Consider the following 16574-nt stretch of genomic DNA (forward strand, 5'->3'; position numbering starts at 1 on the left):
GTTCGCGTCGCCAGTCACTACTGCTCAGTTGTTGTTGATTTGCTTGATGGTAAGTTCGCGCAGTAGCTCCTTCTCTTCCTGCTCCTTGTCATCTTGCAGGCCTTGCTGCAAGTTCAACTCGTCCTGAAGCGAGTGGTCCTTGCTTGCCAGCTCAAGCACCCGCAGGCGGAAACGTGCTTCTATTTCGGCGAAGCGGTCGGCAAATTCGGCTCGCAGACGCGTGGTCCAATCCGTATTCGCCAGCATGTATCCGACCAGTGCATCGCTCAGTTCACTTTTCCGGACCTTTTCCAGCACACTGGATAGCTCGTCCCGCGCCAGGTTCGCAGCACCTCGAAAACGCATGCTGTCGGCGATCGGCAGGTCCAGTTCCCTGGCCAGTTCCCGGCGGTAGGCCAGACGTACCGAGACCAGGTCACCCGGGCCAGTCCGTTGGTTGGCCAGCAGCTCCAGCTGTTCGATCCGGAAAAGCTGCAATAGCCGACGACGCAGTGCTTGCAGGGAATCGCCGGCGTCGACCAACAGGCGTTGGCTCATCAGGTACAGTTCAATATTGTTGAACTCCTGCAGCGCTCCGTCATGGCAGGTCTGCGAGCCGGTCACTGGGTCTGGCAATGCCGCTGCGGCGATGCTCTCCATGATCGGGCGTTCGGTTTCGTTGCTTGCAGCCACCACCAGCATCAAGCGCACCCGTTCGCAGAAGGTGGCTTGCGTATTTGGGTCAAGGTATGGGGCGGCATTGTGCAAACGGCCCACCAGACGCAACAGATCACTACCTTCGAGCCGCTCCCAGCAGTCCTGCAATGCGGCATTCTGTGCTTCGCTACCCAGCATCCAGTCCTTCAGCCTGGGCGTATCATCGCCCAGCAGTGGGAAGTGAAGGTGGTCGAGAGATCCTTCGCTGGAAGTATCGAAGAACATCAGGTCGTCGGGGATATCCAGGGCAAAGGAATAGCTGTGCTGGCTGTCCGAGAAGCTGCGTACCCGCAGGATGGTTTCAGGAGGCAGCGGGTTGTCGAACAAGGCGATCGACGAGATTGGCATGGGATTGTTCAGGTTCGTCAGGATGTGCTCGGGCAACTGGGTGATGTTGTTCGAGCTCAGGTCCAGAAGTTCCAGTGGCAGCAAACTGTCACACCAGCTGGGCCAGGCTTGCAGGTTCATGTTGGTCAATGCGAGTGACTGCAGGTTGCTGGCCAGCGATGCGGGCACATGGTCGATGTTGCCTGCACGGTTGCCCGACAGGTCCAGCGAGGTCAGGTTTCGCAGCCCTGCGAAAATGTCCATCATGGCCTGGTCGACCTCCAGCCCCATGTTGCGAAACTCCAGATAGGTGAGTTGGGGAAGGCGAGCCAGGGCGGATGCCAGCGAGGGCATGGCGGCCTGGTGTGCATCGATGGTCAACCGGCTGATGTTAGGGAACCGGCTGAGTAGTTCGTCGAGCTGCGAGGCGCTGCCCCGCAACCGCGTCAGGCTGAGCGCGTGTACGCGGGCGCCGAAGAACGCTGGAAGCCGCCTGGGGAAATGCTCGATGGCCACATCCTCAAGTTGCAGGCGCAGGTATGACTGGCCCTGCTCCTGTTGTTCCCAGAATTGATCGATCGCTGACGCGATACGTTGCCTGTCCGTCAGTGCGGCCTGGGTCAATGGGTTGCTCGAACTGGATGCCTGGGCCCAGCCATCGATCGCATCGCGCATCTGCCGTCGCTCATCGCGAATGCGTGCGAGTTGTTCGGACATTGCCTCTGGCTGGTCCGTGGTGATGCCCGAGGTGTCGACGCGCTCGTTCAGCAACAATCGCTGCAGGTGAGATTCATTGATGCTGTTGCCTTCCAGCGAGATCACCGGTGGGGTTGTCAGCATGTCCGCTTCATGAAGCAAGAACGAGGGCAACGACCTGAGATTGTTGTGGCGCAACGACAGGTGGGCAATGCGCGCCAGGGCGTCGCTGCCAATCCCGATCGGCCATTGGGCCAATTGCATCTGGTCCAGGCCCAGGTAATCCAGGGTCAACTCATGGAAGCTTGGCCTGTTGCTCTGCGCCAGCCGGTTACCACTCAGGTCGAGGTATCTCATTTGGCGAAGCCCTGACAGCAGGTTCAGGTCGCTTTCGGAGAGCGTCATGTTCTGGTTGGTGAGCACCAGTCGTCGCAACCCTGGCAGGCACTCGGTGATGGTGGGCACGCTGAACAGGAAGGGCGAGGGTGTTGCCCTGGGGTCAAACGGACGGCTGATTTCCAGCGACTCGATCTGCGGCATCTGCCTGAGCAGGCGTTGCAGCAGGCGCTCGTTTTGCGCCCAGCCCGCCAAGGACCCTGACGGCAAGTCGATCAGGCTCAGGCTGCGCACGCGTGCGTTGAAAAAAGCGGGCAAGGTGAGGGGCACGTCGGCAAGGGGGACGCGGGCGATACGCAGTTCGGTGGTGGGCCCGGTGTTCTCGTCCAGCGCAGTGTCGTACCAATGTTGCATGATCGAGTCACGCAGGCTGTCGTAGTCCTGTGCTGCCTGGTCGCTTGCCGGCGAAATGGCTTCGCTCCAATCGTCCAGGCTGCTTTGCAGCTCGTTGCGCTGCTCCAGTAGTGTCTGCAAATGTTCGAATATCTGCAGTTGCGTACGGCCGCGGCTGGCAAGTGCCTGCAGAACCTGAGCCGCCGAGCGGCCGGTGCGTTCGGCGAGCCCTGTGGCTTCGATAGCTTCGAACAGCTGCTGGCGGGTGATGCCATGGGTGGCCGGGCCGCCGCCACTGAGTGGGTAGCCCAGGCGGCCATCAGCCAGGCGCATGGGAGAACGATAGCCTGGGCGTACGGGCTGCATGCCCAGCAGCACCCTCAGGGCTGGGCGGGGTAGTAACGGGTTTTCCTGTACAAGGCGCTGCAGTGCTTGCTGATCGGTGACGTCCATGCTCGCCATCACCGCGGGCAGTGCCTCGTACAATGCAGCGTAAAGGCTTGGGTACACCTTGACCGCCGCACTGGGCAGGCTTTCGTCGTGGACGATGTACCCTGCCGGAGCATGGGTGATGGTCGTGTATGGGCGGGTGCCCGGCGTGCCAATGGCATGATCCTGGGTTGGCCAGAACATGCGCTGGAGCAGCTGGAGCCTGGTCTGTGCAGGCCAGCCTGGCAAGCGTTCGAGCGTATGCATGATCAACAGGTCGCTATCCCAGTTCGGCACGCTGGACAGGTACAGCCCTTCGCAGGCGCGGGCAAGGCGAATTTGTTGCTGGTAGATGCGGGCTTCTTCGGCAAGGCGCAGTGGTACCTTGCCGTTGTCGAGTATCTGCAGTTCGTTGGCACTGGCCTCGCGCGCCAGCTCACTGGCGACTGCTGATGGCAATTTCGGATACGCCCTCTGGATGGCCTCGGCGCCCGGCGCCAGGTCGCGCGAAAGGCCGGCGTAGGCCCTGGCAAACTCAGCGGGCCGAGTGCTCTCGTCCGCCAGCTGGCGGACCGTTTCGTCCAGCTTGAAGCGTTGCAGGGTGTCTTCCAGCAAGGCCGGCAGCCGCTGGCTTTCGGCCAGGGCCCGGCGCAGCTCGTCTTCGTGTATGCCGCTGACGGCGATAATCCGTTGCAGCGTCGGCTCGTCGAAGTGCCCACTCAAATGGCCGATGCGACGCAGGAGTGTCATGCCCGACCAACTCAGTGGCTTATCCGTATCGTGCAACCATGCTCCGGCACCGTTGTGCCGCACTGGCGGCTGGTAACGGCGAGGACTTGCAGGGTGTTGCAAACGATATTCGCCAGTCGTTGGCGTTTGGCTGACGATGTACTGATTGCCCTGCAGTACCAGCCAGCGTTTGCCTTGGTGATGCCGTAGGCCCAGTTCGTCCGGTACCAGGTCATGGGGCAGCGTCTCGTGACTCCGGTAGGGCGTGAGGTCGGGTTTCCACAACCGCGTCTGACCATCGGATGTTTCCACGTCTTCCAGTTCTTCGATGAATGAAGGCGTTTCTACCGGAATACGGGTTATCCCTGGCTCCTCATCCTCTGGCTCTTCAATCTCCGGCCCTTCCAGCGACGTGCCGGTTTCGCTGCCGTGCAAGCCTCTCAAAGCTTTGGCTGCTGCGCTGAGGGCGGCCATGATGGCCACGTTTTCGATCACATCGACCAGATAGCCATAGGCAGTATCACGCTCGTCGTTTTCCCAGGCGTCGATCCCTTCATACACCTCATGGGCCAGCTGGGCCAGGCAAACAGCAAGCATTGCCTCGCCAAGCCCTGGCACGAAGAAGCCGGCGATGTTCAAGGCCGTGAGCACACGGCCGGCAATCAGCTCGCGGTGGGCTTGGGCGGTGCGCCGATCGACGATTTCGGTTGGCGTGGCGTGGAACAGTACATCCTTCTCATGACGCTGGGTCTTCTGGAACGTCATCACGCCCTGGAAGGCGTGGCTGAAAGGCTTTTTGACCGGATACAGGTTGGCGTGCGGGTCCGGAACACGCTCATGCAGGCCGCGGGCACTCCAGGCCAGGGGCATTAGCCGGTCCTTCAGACGGGTGGTTATCGGCGCCTTGTCGCGGTCGGCGAGGTGCCTGTCCAGGTAGCCGATATCGGCCTGGAGCCTGTCGCGCAACTCTTCGTTCATGGCTTCCTGGCTGGCGAATTCCTTGAGGGGCGTGGTGCTGTCTTCGGGGATGTACAGCGCCACTGCCTGATGCTCTTCAGCTTGCAGGGTGATGAGCACAACGCCGGTCAGCTCGGCTTCCCACAAGTCGAGCAGGCTGAACGTCACCGGCGAAGAGGGCGATGGCGCCTGGTCAAGTGGCGTGGCAAGAGCGGCGGAATATAGCGCCTCGCTGATATCCCCCTTGAGGCGGGCGAAATGCAGTGATTGCCGGAATGCCGATACCTCTGCACGCCCCAGTGTTTCATAAACGGCCAGTGCGGCTTCATCCGCGCCGAGTGGCGGCGTGGCCGCTGGATAGTAGATGGCATGTACCTGTTGATGGTATTTGCCGCCGATATCCAGCGTACGACACAAGTCGGCGAAATCTTCGGCGGCGATATCCAGTGCATTGGTGATCGGCACGGTGCCCATGAAGCGCCGGTGATCGACGATGACCGACCTCTTGAGCAGGGAGGCGGGCGCGTCCATGCCATGTTCGGCAGCGGCATCCTGGTCGAAGTTGTGCAAGGCGCAGTGCAGCAGCGAGCGTGTAGCCCGGTCGACGGCCTGGCGGCTGTCGATGGCGTCGGTCGTTTCGATCTGGCGGGCATCGACGAGGTAGGTGTTGCGCACGTCCAGGTCAAGCCTGAATCGCTGCTTGATGGCTTCGGTGAGTGTCTTGGTGGCGTACGCTTCCAGGGTTGGAAGCTTTTCGAACAGCTTGTGCACCTGCACCTGGTGCTCGCGGTGACGTGCGTGCTCTTCCTGCCATGCCTTGGCGACTTCCGGTTGTTGCTGGATTGCCGTCGCCAGCCAGGCAGGGGCTTGATGCCAGTTGCGCATCGCGCTCTGGGTTTCTGGCGGAGCCTGTTTGAGCCAGGTGGGGATTCTGCGCTCGATGGTGGCGTAATGAACACTAGGTACGGCAGTGACTGCAGTTGGCATGACGAGGCCCTTGCTTGATTTGGGGCGAAGGACTATCGCGGGCCTGTCTGAGCTGCTGGAGGTAGATATATGTGCCCTCGAGGTGCGGCGGCATCAGCGCGGGCAGTGCTCAAAGCGCAATTCAGGTTTATGATGGCCCACGGCCGAATAATCCTCACACGGAGTGCGCAATGCAGACCCTGTACCCGCAGATCAAACCCTACGCCCGGCACGATCTGGCCGTGGAAGCGCCGCATGTGCTGTATGTCGACGAAAGCGGCTCGCCAGAAGGTCTGCCGGTGGTATTCATCCACGGCGGCCCGGGCGCCGGTTGCGACGCCCAGAGCCGCTGCTACTTCGACCCGACCCTGTACCGCATCATCACCTTCGACCAGCGCGGCTGTGGCCGCTCCACGCCGCACGCGAGCCTGGAGAACAACACCACCTGGCACCTGGTCGAGGACCTTGAGCGCATCCGCGAGCACCTTGGCATCGACAAGTGGGTGCTGTTCGGCGGCTCGTGGGGTTCCACCCTGGCTCTGGCCTACGCCCAGACCCACCCCGAGCGGGTGCATGGCCTGATCCTGCGCGGCATCTTCCTGTGCAGGCCCCAGGAAATCCAATGGTTCTACCAGGAAGGCGCCAGCCGCCTGTTTCCCGATTACTGGCAGGACTACATCGCGCCGATCCCGCCGGAGGAGCGCGGTGACCTGGTCACGGCCTTCCACAAGCGCCTGACCGGCAACGACCAGATCGCCCAGATGCACGCGGCCAAGGCGTGGTCCACCTGGGAAGGCCGTACCGCCACCCTGCGTCCCAACCCGCTGGTGGTCGACCGCTTCTCCGAGCCGCAGCGTGCACTGTCGATCGCCCGTATCGAATGCCACTACTTCATGAACAACGCCTTCCTCGAGCCGGACCAGCTGATCCGCGATCTGCCGAAGATCGCCCACCTGCCGGCCGTGATCGTGCATGGCCGCTATGATGTGATCTGCCCGCTGGACAACGCCTGGGCGCTGCACCAGGCCTGGCCGAACAGCGAACTGAAGGTGATCCGTGATGCTGGCCACGCGGCTTCCGAGCCGGGCATCACCGATGCCCTGGTGCGTGCCGCCGACCAGATGGCCCGGCGCCTGCTCGACCTGCCCCTGGAAGAAGCATGAGGGGCCTGCTGCAGCGCGTGCGTGGTGCGCGGGTGGAAGTAGCGGGGGAGGTGGTAGGTGCCATCGACCAGGGTTTGCTGGTGCTGGTGGCCGTCGAGCCTGAAGACTCCCGTGAGCAGGCCGACAAGTTGTTGCACAAGCTGTTGAACTACCGCGTGTTCAGCGACGAGCAGGGCAAGATGAACCTGTCGCTGAAGGATGTGGGGGGAGGTTTGTTGCTGGTGTCGCAGTTCACCCTGGCGGCAGACACCCGCAACGGCATGCGCCCGAGCTTCTCGACGGCAGCGCCACCGGCCCTCGGCGCCGAGTTGTTCGACTATCTTTTGCAGCAGGCGAAGGCCCAGCACGCCGATGTGGCAAGCGGGCAATTCGGCGCAGACATGCAGGTGCACCTGGTCAATGATGGCCCCGTAACATTTATGTTACAAATGTGAGTGTAAAAAACCCCTTGTTCACAGGAAAACAAGGGGTTTTGTACGATAAATAGTTGTTCCAGCCTGATGCGTTGTCACGCGACCTGCTGGATAATCGCGCGCTGCATGGACCTGCGTTCGCAGGTTCGTTTCACTCTGACTCGAGCATTGTCTGGATCCGTTTGGGGAATCATTACGCCCTCACGGGGTCCGAACAGTGCTCGCCAACCCGGCATTTGTCGCTGGCCGTTGGTTTCATGATCTGTTTTCGGCGAGGGTTGCTCGTGATTGTTAGTCCCCAAAAAGCATCAAGAATCCCCGGTACCGGGCTGCGCAAGGCCCTGATGGCCAGTGTGGCACTGGTCGGCCTGATGAGCGCGGGCCAGCTGTGGGCATTCAATCTTGACGATGTTGCAGCCAAGGCAAAGGATCTGGCCGGCCAGAAGTACGAAGCACCGAAAAGCAACCTGCCGGCCGTATTCCGCGACATGAAGTTCGCGGACTACCAGAAGATTCATTTCCTGCAGGAAAAGGCCGAGTGGGCCAAGGACAAGACCCCGTTCAAGCTGTCGTTCTATCACCAGGGCATGCACTTCGACACTCCGGTGAAGATCAACCAGGTCACCGCCACCAAGGTCGAGGAAATCAAGTACGACCCGAGCCGTTTCGAGTTCGGTGACGTGCCACACGACCCGGAAACCACCAAGAACCTGGGTTACGCCGGCTTCCGCGTGTTGTACCCGATCAACAAGGCCGACAAGCAGGACGAGATCATGACCCTGCTTGGCGCAAGCTACTTCCGCGTGGTCGGCAAGGGCCACGTGTACGGCCTGTCGGCCCGTGGCCTGGCCATCGACACCGCACTGCCGTCGGGCGAGGAGTTCCCGCGCTTCACCGAGTTCTGGGTCGAGAAGCCCAAGCCGGCCGACAAGCACCTGGTCATCTACGCCCTGCTGGACTCGCCACGCTCCACCGGTGCCTACAAGCTGATCCTGCGTCCAGGCAACGACACCGTGGTCGACGTGCAGTCCCGCGTGTTCCTGCGTGACCATGTCAGCCGCCTGGGCATTGCCCCGCTGACCAGCATGTACCTGTTCGGCCCCAACCAGCCGTCCAAGGTCCTCAACTACCGCCCGGCCCTGCACGACTCCGAAGGCCTGTCGATCCATGCCGGCAACGGCGAATGGCTGTGGCGCCCGCTGAACAACCCGAAACACCTGGCCGTGAGCAACTTCAGCGTCGAGAACCCGCGTGGTTTCGGCCTGATGCAGCGCCAGCGCGCCTTCAGTGACTACGAAGACCTCGACGACAACTACCAGAAGCGCCCGAGCGCCTGGATCGAGCCGAAGGGTGACTGGGGCAAGGGCACCGTCGACCTCGTCGAAATCCCGACCGCCGACGAGACCAACGACAACATCGTGGCCTTCTGGAGCCCAGAGAAGCTGCCTGAGCCAGGCAAGCCATTCGAGTACGCCTACCGCCTGCACTGGACCATCGACGAGCCGAAGTTCCAGGCTTCCGAGCTGGGCTGGGTCAAGCAGACCCTGCGTTCCACCGGCGACGTCAAGCAGTCCAACCTGATCCGCCAGCCAGACGGCAGCGTGGCCTTCCTGGTCGACTTCGCCGGCCCGGCGCTGGCCGCCCTGCCGGAAGACACCGCCGTACGCAGCCAGATCAGCGTGGGCGACAACGCCGAGGTGGTCGAGAACAACCTGCGCTATAACCCTGAGACCAAGGGCTGGCGCCTCACCCTGCGTTTGAAGGTCAAGGAAGCCAACAAATCGACCGAAATGCGTGCCGCGCTGGTGCGTGACGTGCCGGTCGAAGCCGCCAAGCCTGCCAAGGACGCCAAGCAGGACAAGGCTACTGCCAAGCAAGCCAAGGCCGATAAAGCTGCCAAGGCCGAACAACCTGCCGCCGATGCGGCGCCCACCAACGGGACCCCGGCCACCACCGAGAAGGTGCTGACCGAGACCTGGAGCTATCAGTTGCCTGCCGATGAGTAACTCAAGCGCAAGGCCGGAATCGCTTCGCGAGTACCTGGCCCACCTACCACTGAGCGACGAGCAACGGGCGGAACTCGCCAGCTGCACGTCATTCAGTGAGCTGCACCAACGCCTGGCGGCCAACCCGGCCGCCAGCTCTGCCGAGGCCGTCCAGGCCTCGGTGGGCCCGCGCCTGACCGTAGGCAGCGCCGCCGAGCTGGAAGACGCCGAGATGCTTGGCGTCGACGGCAGCGGCCGCCTGTGCCTGAAGATCGCTCCGCCGATCAAGCGCACCAAGGTTGTGCCCGAGCCATGGCGTACCAACGTGCTGATCCGCATGTGGCGGCGCATGACCGGCCGCACCAACGCCCCGCAGCCGCCCAAGCGCGAGCTGCCGCCAGCCCGCTGGCGTACGGTCGGCTCGATCCGCCGTTACATCCTGCTGGCGCTGATGATCGGCCAGACCATCGTTGCCGGCTGGTACATGAAGGGCATCCTGCCGTACCAGGGCTGGTCGTTCGTGGACTTTGACGAAGTCGTCAACCAGCCGCTGTGGGACACCGTGGTACAGGTTTGGCCGTATGCCTTGCAGACGTCCATCCTGGTTCTCTTCGGCATCCTGTTCTGCTGGGTATCGGCGGGCTTCTGGACCGCGCTGATGGGCTTCCTCGAGCTGCTCACCGGGCGTGACAAGTACAAGATTTCGGGTAGCAGTGCAGGCAACGAGCCGATCGCGCCCGAGGCGCGTACCGCGCTGGTGATGCCGATCTGCAACGAAGACGTGCCGCGCGTGTTCGCCGGCCTGCGCGCAACGTTCGAGTCGGTGGCCGCCAGCGGCAACCTCGATCGCTTCGACTTCTTCGTGCTCAGCGACACCAACGACACCGACATCGCCGTGGCCGAGCAACAGGCCTGGCTGGACGTGTGCCGCGAAACCAAAGGCTTCGGCCGTATCTTCTACCGCCGCCGTCGGCGCCGGGTGAAGCGCAAGAGCGGCAACCTCGACGACTTCTGCCGTCGTTGGGGCGGCGAATACAAGTACATGGTCGTGCTCGACGCCGACAGCGTCATGAGCGGCGAGTGCCTGAGCAGCCTGGTGCGCCTGATGGAGGCCAACCCGGACGCCGGCATCATCCAGACCGGGCCGAAGGCCTCGGGCATGGACACCCTGTATGCGCGCCTGCAGCAGTTCGCCACCCGCGTGTACGGCCCGCTGTTCACCGCCGGCCTGCACTTCTGGCAGCTGGGCGAGTCGCACTACTGGGGCCACAACGCGATCATCCGCATGAAGCCGTTCATCGAGCACTGCGCCCTGGCGCCATTGCCGGGCAAGGGTGCGTTCGCCGGTGCAATCCTCTCCCACGACTTCGTCGAAGCCGCGCTGATGCGCCGTGCCGGCTGGGGCGTGTGGATTGCCTACGACCTGCCGGGCAGCTACGAAGAACTGCCGCCGAACCTGCTCGACGAGCTCAAGCGCGACCGCCGCTGGTGCCACGGCAACCTGATGAACTTCCGCCTGTTCCTGGTCAAGGGCATGCACCCGGTGCACCGTGCGGTTTTCCTCACCGGGGTGATGTCGTACCTGTCGGCACCGCTATGGTTCCTGTTCCTGGTGCTGTCGACCGCGCTGCTGGCGACCAACACGCTGATGGAGCCGCAGTACTTCATCGAGCCGTACCAGCTCTACCCGCTGTGGCCGCAGTGGCACCCGGAGAAGGCCGTGGCGCTGTTCTCCACCACCATCGTGCTGCTGTTCCTGCCCAAGCTGCTCAGCGTCATTTTGATCTGGGCCAAGGGCGCGACCGAGTTTGGCGGGCGCATCAAGGTCACCCTGTCGATGCTGATGGAGATGCTGTTCTCCATGCTGCTGGCACCGGTGCGCATGATCTTCCACACCCGCTTCGTGCTGGCCGCGTTCCTCGGCTGGGCCGCGACCTGGAACTCGCCGCAGCGTGACGACGACTCCACGCCGTGGAGCGAAGCGGTGCGCCGCCACGGCCCGCAAACCCTGCTGGGCATTGCCTGGGCGGCGCTGGTGGCCTGGCTGAACCCGAGCTTCCTGTGGTGGCTGGCGCCAATCGTTGGTTCGCTGGTGCTGTCGATCCCGGTTTCGGTGATCTCCAGCCGCACCCGCCTGGGCCTGGCGGCCAAGGACGAGAAGCTGTTCCTCATCCCCGAGGAATACGCCACTCCGCAAGAGCTGCTGGCCACCGACCAGTACACCCACGAAAACCGCTGGCATGCCCTGCACGACGGCTTCGTGCGGGCTGTGGTCGACCCGCGGCAGAACGCCCTGGCCTGCGCCATGGCCACTGCCCGTCATGGTCAGGCGGCGCCGATCGAGGCACTGCGCGTCGAGCGCGTGGCCAAGGCGATGGAGGTCGGGCCGCAAGGGCTGGACCTCAATACCCGCCTGGCCCTGCTCAGCGACCCGGTGGCGCTGACCCGTCTGCACGAGCAGGTCTGGGCCGAGCACAATGCGGCGTGGATCAATGTGTGGCGTGCATCGATCAAGAACGACCCGCATTCGCCGCTGTTGCCGCTGCATCCGGAGAATGAAGGCCAACCGGCACTCGTCGGCGCCTGATCGGCCCAGGGGCCGCTTTGCGGCCCTATCGCGACACAAGGCCGCTCCTACAAGGGAATGCATGCCCCTGTAGGAGCGGCCTTGTGTCGCGAAACGAGGGCAAAGCCCTCGCTAGCAATGTCCCTGCATGATGGATTTTGGCCAACAAAGTCCCCCCCGGCTCTAGGTCCCCGAGCCGCCATGCGTTAGCATCCCTCTCCGATATGACGCATCGGCCGCCACGGCCGTGCCAACAATAAGATTCGCTACTTTTCTTGCTGGGGGACTTGGTGATGATCAAGAAATACCTTTCGCGACTGCTGGTCGGTGTCACCGCCCTGGTCGCCGTGACGGCGGCCCAGGCGGGCGCGATCGATGACGCGGTCAAGCGCGGCACCCTTCGGGTGGGCATGGACCCGACCTACATGCCGTTCCAGATGACCAACAAGCGTGGCGAGATCATCGGCTTCGAAGTCGATATCCTCAAAGCCATGGCCAAGTCCATGGGCGTCAAGTTCGAGCCGGTATCCACGGCCTATGACGGCATCATCCCGGCCCTGCTGACCGACAAGTTCGACATGATCGGCAGCGGCATGACCCTGACCCAGGAACGCAACCTGCGCCTGAACTTCAGCGAACCCTTCATCGTGGTTGGCCAGACCCTGCTGATCCGCAAGGAACTGGCGGGCGAGATCAAGTCGTACAAGGACCTGAACAACGAGAAGTACCGCATCACCTCCAAGCTCGGCACCACCGGCGAAATGGTTTCCAAGAAGCTGATCGCCAAGGCCAAGTACCACGGCTACGACAACGAGCAGGAAGCGGTGATGGATGTGGTCAACGGCAAGGCTGACGCCTTCGTCTACGACGCGCCGTACAACGTGGTGGCAGTGGACAAGGCCGGTGCCGGCAAGCTGCTGTTCCTCGAAGAACCCTTCACCTACGAGCCGCTGGCCTTCGGCCTGAAGAAAGGCGACTACGACAGCATCAACTTCATCAACAACTTCCTGCACCAGATCAAGCATGACGGGACCTACGATCGTATTCACGACAAGTGGTTCAAGAACAAGGATTGGCTGAAGGAAATGGAATAAGGCCCAGGCCACAAGCCGGCTTTATGACCCCGACGCGCAGGCAAACCCTGCGCGTTCGCATTTACGGAAGTACCCCACGTGATCAAACACAAGAAAGCCCAGTGGCCCTGGCACGGTTTGACTGCCCTGGTCCTGGTGGGCCTGGCGTTCAGCCTGTACATGGCCACCTCGATGATTTCCTACGAGTGGCGCTGGAACCGCGTACCGCAGTACTTCGCCTACAAGGCCGAGGAAGCACAGCGCGCCGCCGGTTACGGCACCGTGCAGGACATCGTCATCTCAGGCGACAATGCCCGTGTCACGCTGAAAGACGAGAGTGGTGCCGAGCAGGTGCTCGATGTGGCCAAGGACAGCCTGCAGCTGGCCCGCGGCGACGATGTTTCCGAAGGCGACCAGATTGGCGTCACCCGCCACTGGGCGGCCGGCCCGCTGGCCTGGGGCCTGTGGACCACGCTTTGGATTTCGGTGGTATCCGGTGCCCTGGGCCTATTGATCGGCCTGTTCGCCGGCCTCTGCCGCCTGTCCAGCAACCCTACGCTGCGTGACCTGTCGACGGTGTACGTCGAGCTGGTGCGCGGTACTCCGCTGCTGGTACAGATCTTCATCTTCTACTTCTTCATCGGTACCGTGCTCAACCTGTCCCGCGAGTTTGCCGGGGTGGCGGCACTGGCGCTGTTCACCGGCGCCTACGTGGCCGAAATCGTTCGTGCCGGCGTGCAGTCCATCGCCAAGGGCCAGAACGAAGCGGCCCGCTCGCTGGGCCTGAACGCGGGCCAGTCGATGCGCCACGTGATCCTGCCGCAGGCCTTCAAGCGCGTGCTGCCGCCTTTGGCCGGCCAGTTCATCAGCCTGGTCAAGGACACCTCGCTGGTCTCGGTGATCGCCATCACCGAACTGACCAAGAGCGGCCGCGAGGCCATTACCACCTCGTTCTCGACCTTCGAGATCTGGTTCTGCGTGGCAGGCCTGTACCTGCTGATCAATCTGCCGCTGTCGCACCTGGCCAGCCGGCTCGAGCGGAGGCTTGCGCAAAGTGATTGAAGTCCGTGACCTGCTGAAAGTCTTCGACACCCGTGGCCACGTGGTACGGGCCGTGGATAACGTCACCACCCAGGTCGCCAAGGGCGAAGTGGTGGTGGTGCTCGGCCCGTCGGGTTCGGGCAAGTCTACCTTCCTGCGCTGCCTCAACGGCCTGGAGCATTTCGACGAAGGCCATGTGGCCATCGACGGCCTGCAACTGGCCGACCCGAAGACCGACATCAACGCCTACCGCCGCGAAGTCGGCATGGTGTTCCAGCACTTCAACCTGTTCCCGCACATGACCGTGCTGGAGAACCTGTGCCTGGCACAGAAGGTGGTGCGCAAGCGCAACAAGGCCGACCGCGAGGCCAAGGCCCGGGCGCTGCTGGAGAAGGTGGGCATTGCGCAGAAAGCCAACGAATACCCGTCGCGCCTGTCCGGTGGCCAGCAGCAGCGGGTGGCGATCGCCCGCGCCCTGGCCATGGACCCGAAAGTGATGCTGTTCGACGAGCCAACCTCGGCGCTTGACCCGGAAATGGTCGGCGAGGTGCTGGACGTGATGAAGACCCTGGCCCAGGAAGGCATGACCATGGTCTGCGTTACCCACGAAATGGGCTTTGCCCGTGAAGTGGCGGACCGGGTGCTGTTCTTCGATCATGGCAAGCTGCTCGAAGACTCGGCCCCGGCCGCGTTCTTCGCCTCGCCGAAAGACCCGCGTGCGCAGGCGTTCCTGCGTCAGGTGCTTTAACCCGCACCGGCCTCTTCGCGGGCACGCCCGCTCCCACAGGTCCACCACCGCCTTGAAGGGGGGGGATATACCTGTGGGAGCGGGCATGCCCGCGAAGAGGACGACTCGGTTTCAGATGTTGAATCGCCCCACCATTCCCCGCAACTGCTGCCCCAACTGCTCCAGCTCCCCACTCGACGCCGCCGTCTGCTCACTGGCCGCACTGGTCTGATCCGACACATCGCGCACATTCAGCACACTACGGTTGATCTGCTCGGCGACCACGCTCTGCTCTTCGCTGGCCGTGGCAATCTGCTGGTTCATGCCCTGGATGCTGGACACCGTGTCGGTGATCTGGCTCAACGCATGCCCCGCCTTGCGGCTCAGCTCCACGCTTTGCTCGGTCAGGTTCTTGCTGTTGTCCAGCAGGCGGGTCACTTCGTCGGTGCCGTTATGCAGGCTGTCGATCAGTTGGCCGATTTCCTCGGTTGCCGTCGAGGTGCGCTGGGCCAGACCGCGCACTTCATCGGCCACCACGGCAAAACCACGCCCGGCTTCACCCGCCCGTGCTGCTTCGATCGCCGCGTTCAGGGCCAGCAGGTTGGTCTGCTCGGACACTGACTTGATCACATCGAGGATGCTGCCGATGCGCTGGCTCTCGCCCGCCAGGTGCTGCATGGCCGCCAGGCAATGGTCCATCTGCCCGGCCAGCTGTTCGATACGGCCAATAGCTTCGGCCACCACCTGGTCGCCGACCTGCGCCTGCTGGTCGGCGTTGGTCGCCGCCAGCGAGGCCTGTTCAGCGTTCTGCGCCACTTCCTGCACGGTGGCGCTCATCTGGTTCATGGCCGTGGCCACCTGGTCGGTTTCCTCGCGTTGCTGATTGATGCGCAGCTTGGTGTCTTCGCTGCTGGCCGCCAGCTGTGTGGCGGCCTGTGACAAGTGGCCGACGCCCTGGTCGATGCCACCGATCAGCTCGCGCAGGCTCAAGGTCATTTCGCGCATGCTGGTTTGCAACTGGCCCATCTCGTCGCGGCGTTGCACCGGTTCGACCTGGCTCAGGTCGCCCTTGGCGATGCGCCCGGCCACGGCCAGGGTCTGGCGCAAAGGCTGGGTGATCTGCAGGGTGATCAGCCAGCCGGCCACCACGCCTACAACCAATGCCAGCAGGGCTACAGTGGTCAGCAGCGAGCGGGCCTCAAGGGCTTCCCTGTCGCGCTGCTCGATCTTGCGTTTGCCAAGTTCCAGGCTTACCGCGCGCAGCTCGTTGCCCATGTTCTCCATATTGTTTTGCAGCTGTTCGACACGCACCGCAGCCCGACGATACTCATCCAGGCTGGCGCGGTACTTGGCCAGCTGCTCGCCGGGCTGCTGGGTGAGCGCACGGGGCAAGCCAAGTGGAGCAAGGCCTTTGAGCAGTTGCGCAAGGCTGCTGGCGGCGGCATCCAGGGAGGTGTCGCCGACCTTGGCGAAGCTTTCCACAGGGGAGAAGGTATAGGCCGGAACCAGGCTCTGCTGGTTGGCACGGTCGACATGTCGGCCAAGCGTGTCCATCAGCCCCAGCACACCGCCTTGCTGGCTGTCGGCAGGCATCCTCAGCAAGGCCTGGGTCTGGAGATCGTCGATCACTTCGGTGAGCTTCTGCTCATGGGCCTGCATGGCCTGGCGCAGGGCGATACGCTTGGCGACAGTAGTCTCCAGCTCGCTGAAATCGTCGCGCAGGCGCTGCAGCAACGCCAGTTTTTCGGTCAGCATCTGCCGGGATTCATCCACGCTGCTACGTTGTTGCAAGTTGCTCAGCATGCTGTTGAGCTGGTCGAGAATGTTGGCTATCCGCGTTCTGCTGGCGTTGTCGTTGAGTACGCGGTAAGTGATGCGCTCTGCGCGCAAGTCTTTGGTCAGGTCGTTGATCAGGCCGATTTCGCTGAGTTGCTGCGAACGCACAATGGCGTCATCCAGTGCACGCCAGCCACTGACGGTGGTGGCCAGGGTAAGCAGCAGGACTACGGCAAAGCCGAGGGCGAGCTTGGCTGCGACACTGATGTTGCCGAGCTTGCGGTTGAGGTAGCCGAGCATG

Annotated in this window: 9 protein-coding genes; 7 read left to right on the forward strand and 2 right to left on the reverse strand. The window is 62.9% G+C overall.

What is annotated here, in order from left to right:
• Positions 1 to 24: 24 nt before the first annotated feature.
• Complete coding sequence (locus tag ABIB24_RS11530) at positions 25 to 5550, reverse strand: dermonecrotic toxin domain-containing protein (protein WP_354316461.1); 5526 nt, start codon at positions 5548 to 5550, stop codon at positions 25 to 27.
• A gap of 170 nt (positions 5551 to 5720) precedes the next feature.
• Between ABIB24_RS11530 and pip the strand changes: the two genes are divergently transcribed.
• The 7 genes from pip to ABIB24_RS11565 all read left to right on the forward strand — a co-directional run bounded on the left by pip (position 5721) and on the right by ABIB24_RS11565 (position 14518).
• Entirely contained in the window at positions 5721 to 6692 is a 972-nt protein-coding gene (gene pip, locus ABIB24_RS11535; RefSeq protein WP_013974556.1) for a prolyl aminopeptidase, read from the forward strand.
• The gene (gene dtd / locus ABIB24_RS11540; RefSeq protein WP_075046605.1) at positions 6689 to 7126 is read left to right on the forward strand and encodes a D-aminoacyl-tRNA deacylase; all 438 of its coding nucleotides are present in this window, start codon (positions 6689 to 6691) and stop codon (positions 7124 to 7126) included. Before pip ends, dtd begins: the two co-directional genes overlap by 4 nt.
• A gap of 323 nt (positions 7127 to 7449) precedes the next feature.
• Entirely contained in the window at positions 7450 to 9111 is a 1662-nt protein-coding gene (locus ABIB24_RS11545; RefSeq protein ID WP_502945825.1) for a glucan biosynthesis protein G, read from the forward strand.
• Positions 9104 to 11677 (forward strand): glucans biosynthesis glucosyltransferase MdoH, encoded by a 2574-nt coding sequence (gene mdoH / locus ABIB24_RS11550; RefSeq protein ID WP_025340923.1) that lies wholly within the window; start codon positions 9104 to 9106, stop codon positions 11675 to 11677. Before ABIB24_RS11545 ends, mdoH begins: the two co-directional genes overlap by 8 nt.
• Before the next feature lie 275 nt (positions 11678 to 11952).
• Entirely contained in the window at positions 11953 to 12750 is a 798-nt protein-coding gene (locus tag ABIB24_RS11555) for a transporter substrate-binding domain-containing protein (RefSeq protein WP_024087841.1), read from the forward strand.
• A gap of 78 nt (positions 12751 to 12828) precedes the next feature.
• Complete coding sequence (locus ABIB24_RS11560) at positions 12829 to 13791, forward strand: amino acid ABC transporter permease (RefSeq protein ID WP_025340922.1); 963 nt, start codon at positions 12829 to 12831, stop codon at positions 13789 to 13791.
• Positions 13784 to 14518, forward strand: coding sequence for an amino acid ABC transporter ATP-binding protein (locus tag ABIB24_RS11565; protein WP_013974550.1), 735 nt, complete (start codon positions 13784 to 13786; stop codon positions 14516 to 14518). The genes ABIB24_RS11560 and ABIB24_RS11565 overlap by 8 nt, the downstream gene beginning before the upstream one ends.
• Before the next feature lie 111 nt (positions 14519 to 14629).
• Here ABIB24_RS11565 and ABIB24_RS11570 read toward each other — a convergent pair whose 3' ends face one another.
• Positions 14630 to 16573 carry a methyl-accepting chemotaxis protein gene (locus tag ABIB24_RS11570; protein ID WP_354316464.1) on the reverse strand — a complete coding sequence of 648 codons (1944 nt, stop codon included), beginning with the start codon at positions 16571 to 16573 and terminating at the stop codon, positions 14630 to 14632.
• Position 16574: the final 1 nt, after the last annotated feature.

The sequence above is a fragment of the Pseudomonas sp. UYEF17 genome (genome assembly GCF_040546125.1).
Taxonomy (GTDB): Bacteria; Pseudomonadota; Gammaproteobacteria; order Pseudomonadales; family Pseudomonadaceae; genus Aquipseudomonas; species Aquipseudomonas putida_Z.

Coding starts and splice junctions, on each gene's coding strand:
- ABIB24_RS11530 (WP_354316461.1), bottom strand. CDS start 5,550: ATGCCAACTGCAGTCACTGCCGTACCTAGTGTTCATTACGCCACCATC.
- pip (WP_013974556.1), top strand. CDS start 5,721: ATGCAGACCCTGTACCCGCAGATCAAACCCTACGCCCGGCACGATCTG.
- dtd (WP_075046605.1), top strand. CDS start 6,689: ATGAGGGGCCTGCTGCAGCGCGTGCGTGGTGCGCGGGTGGAAGTAGCG.
- ABIB24_RS11545 (WP_502945825.1), top strand. CDS start 7,450: ATGGCCAGTGTGGCACTGGTCGGCCTGATGAGCGCGGGCCAGCTGTGG.
- mdoH (WP_025340923.1), top strand. CDS start 9,104: ATGAGTAACTCAAGCGCAAGGCCGGAATCGCTTCGCGAGTACCTGGCC.
- ABIB24_RS11570 (WP_354316464.1), bottom strand. CDS start 16,573: ATGCTCGGCTACCTCAACCGCAAGCTCGGCAACATCAGTGTCGCAGCC.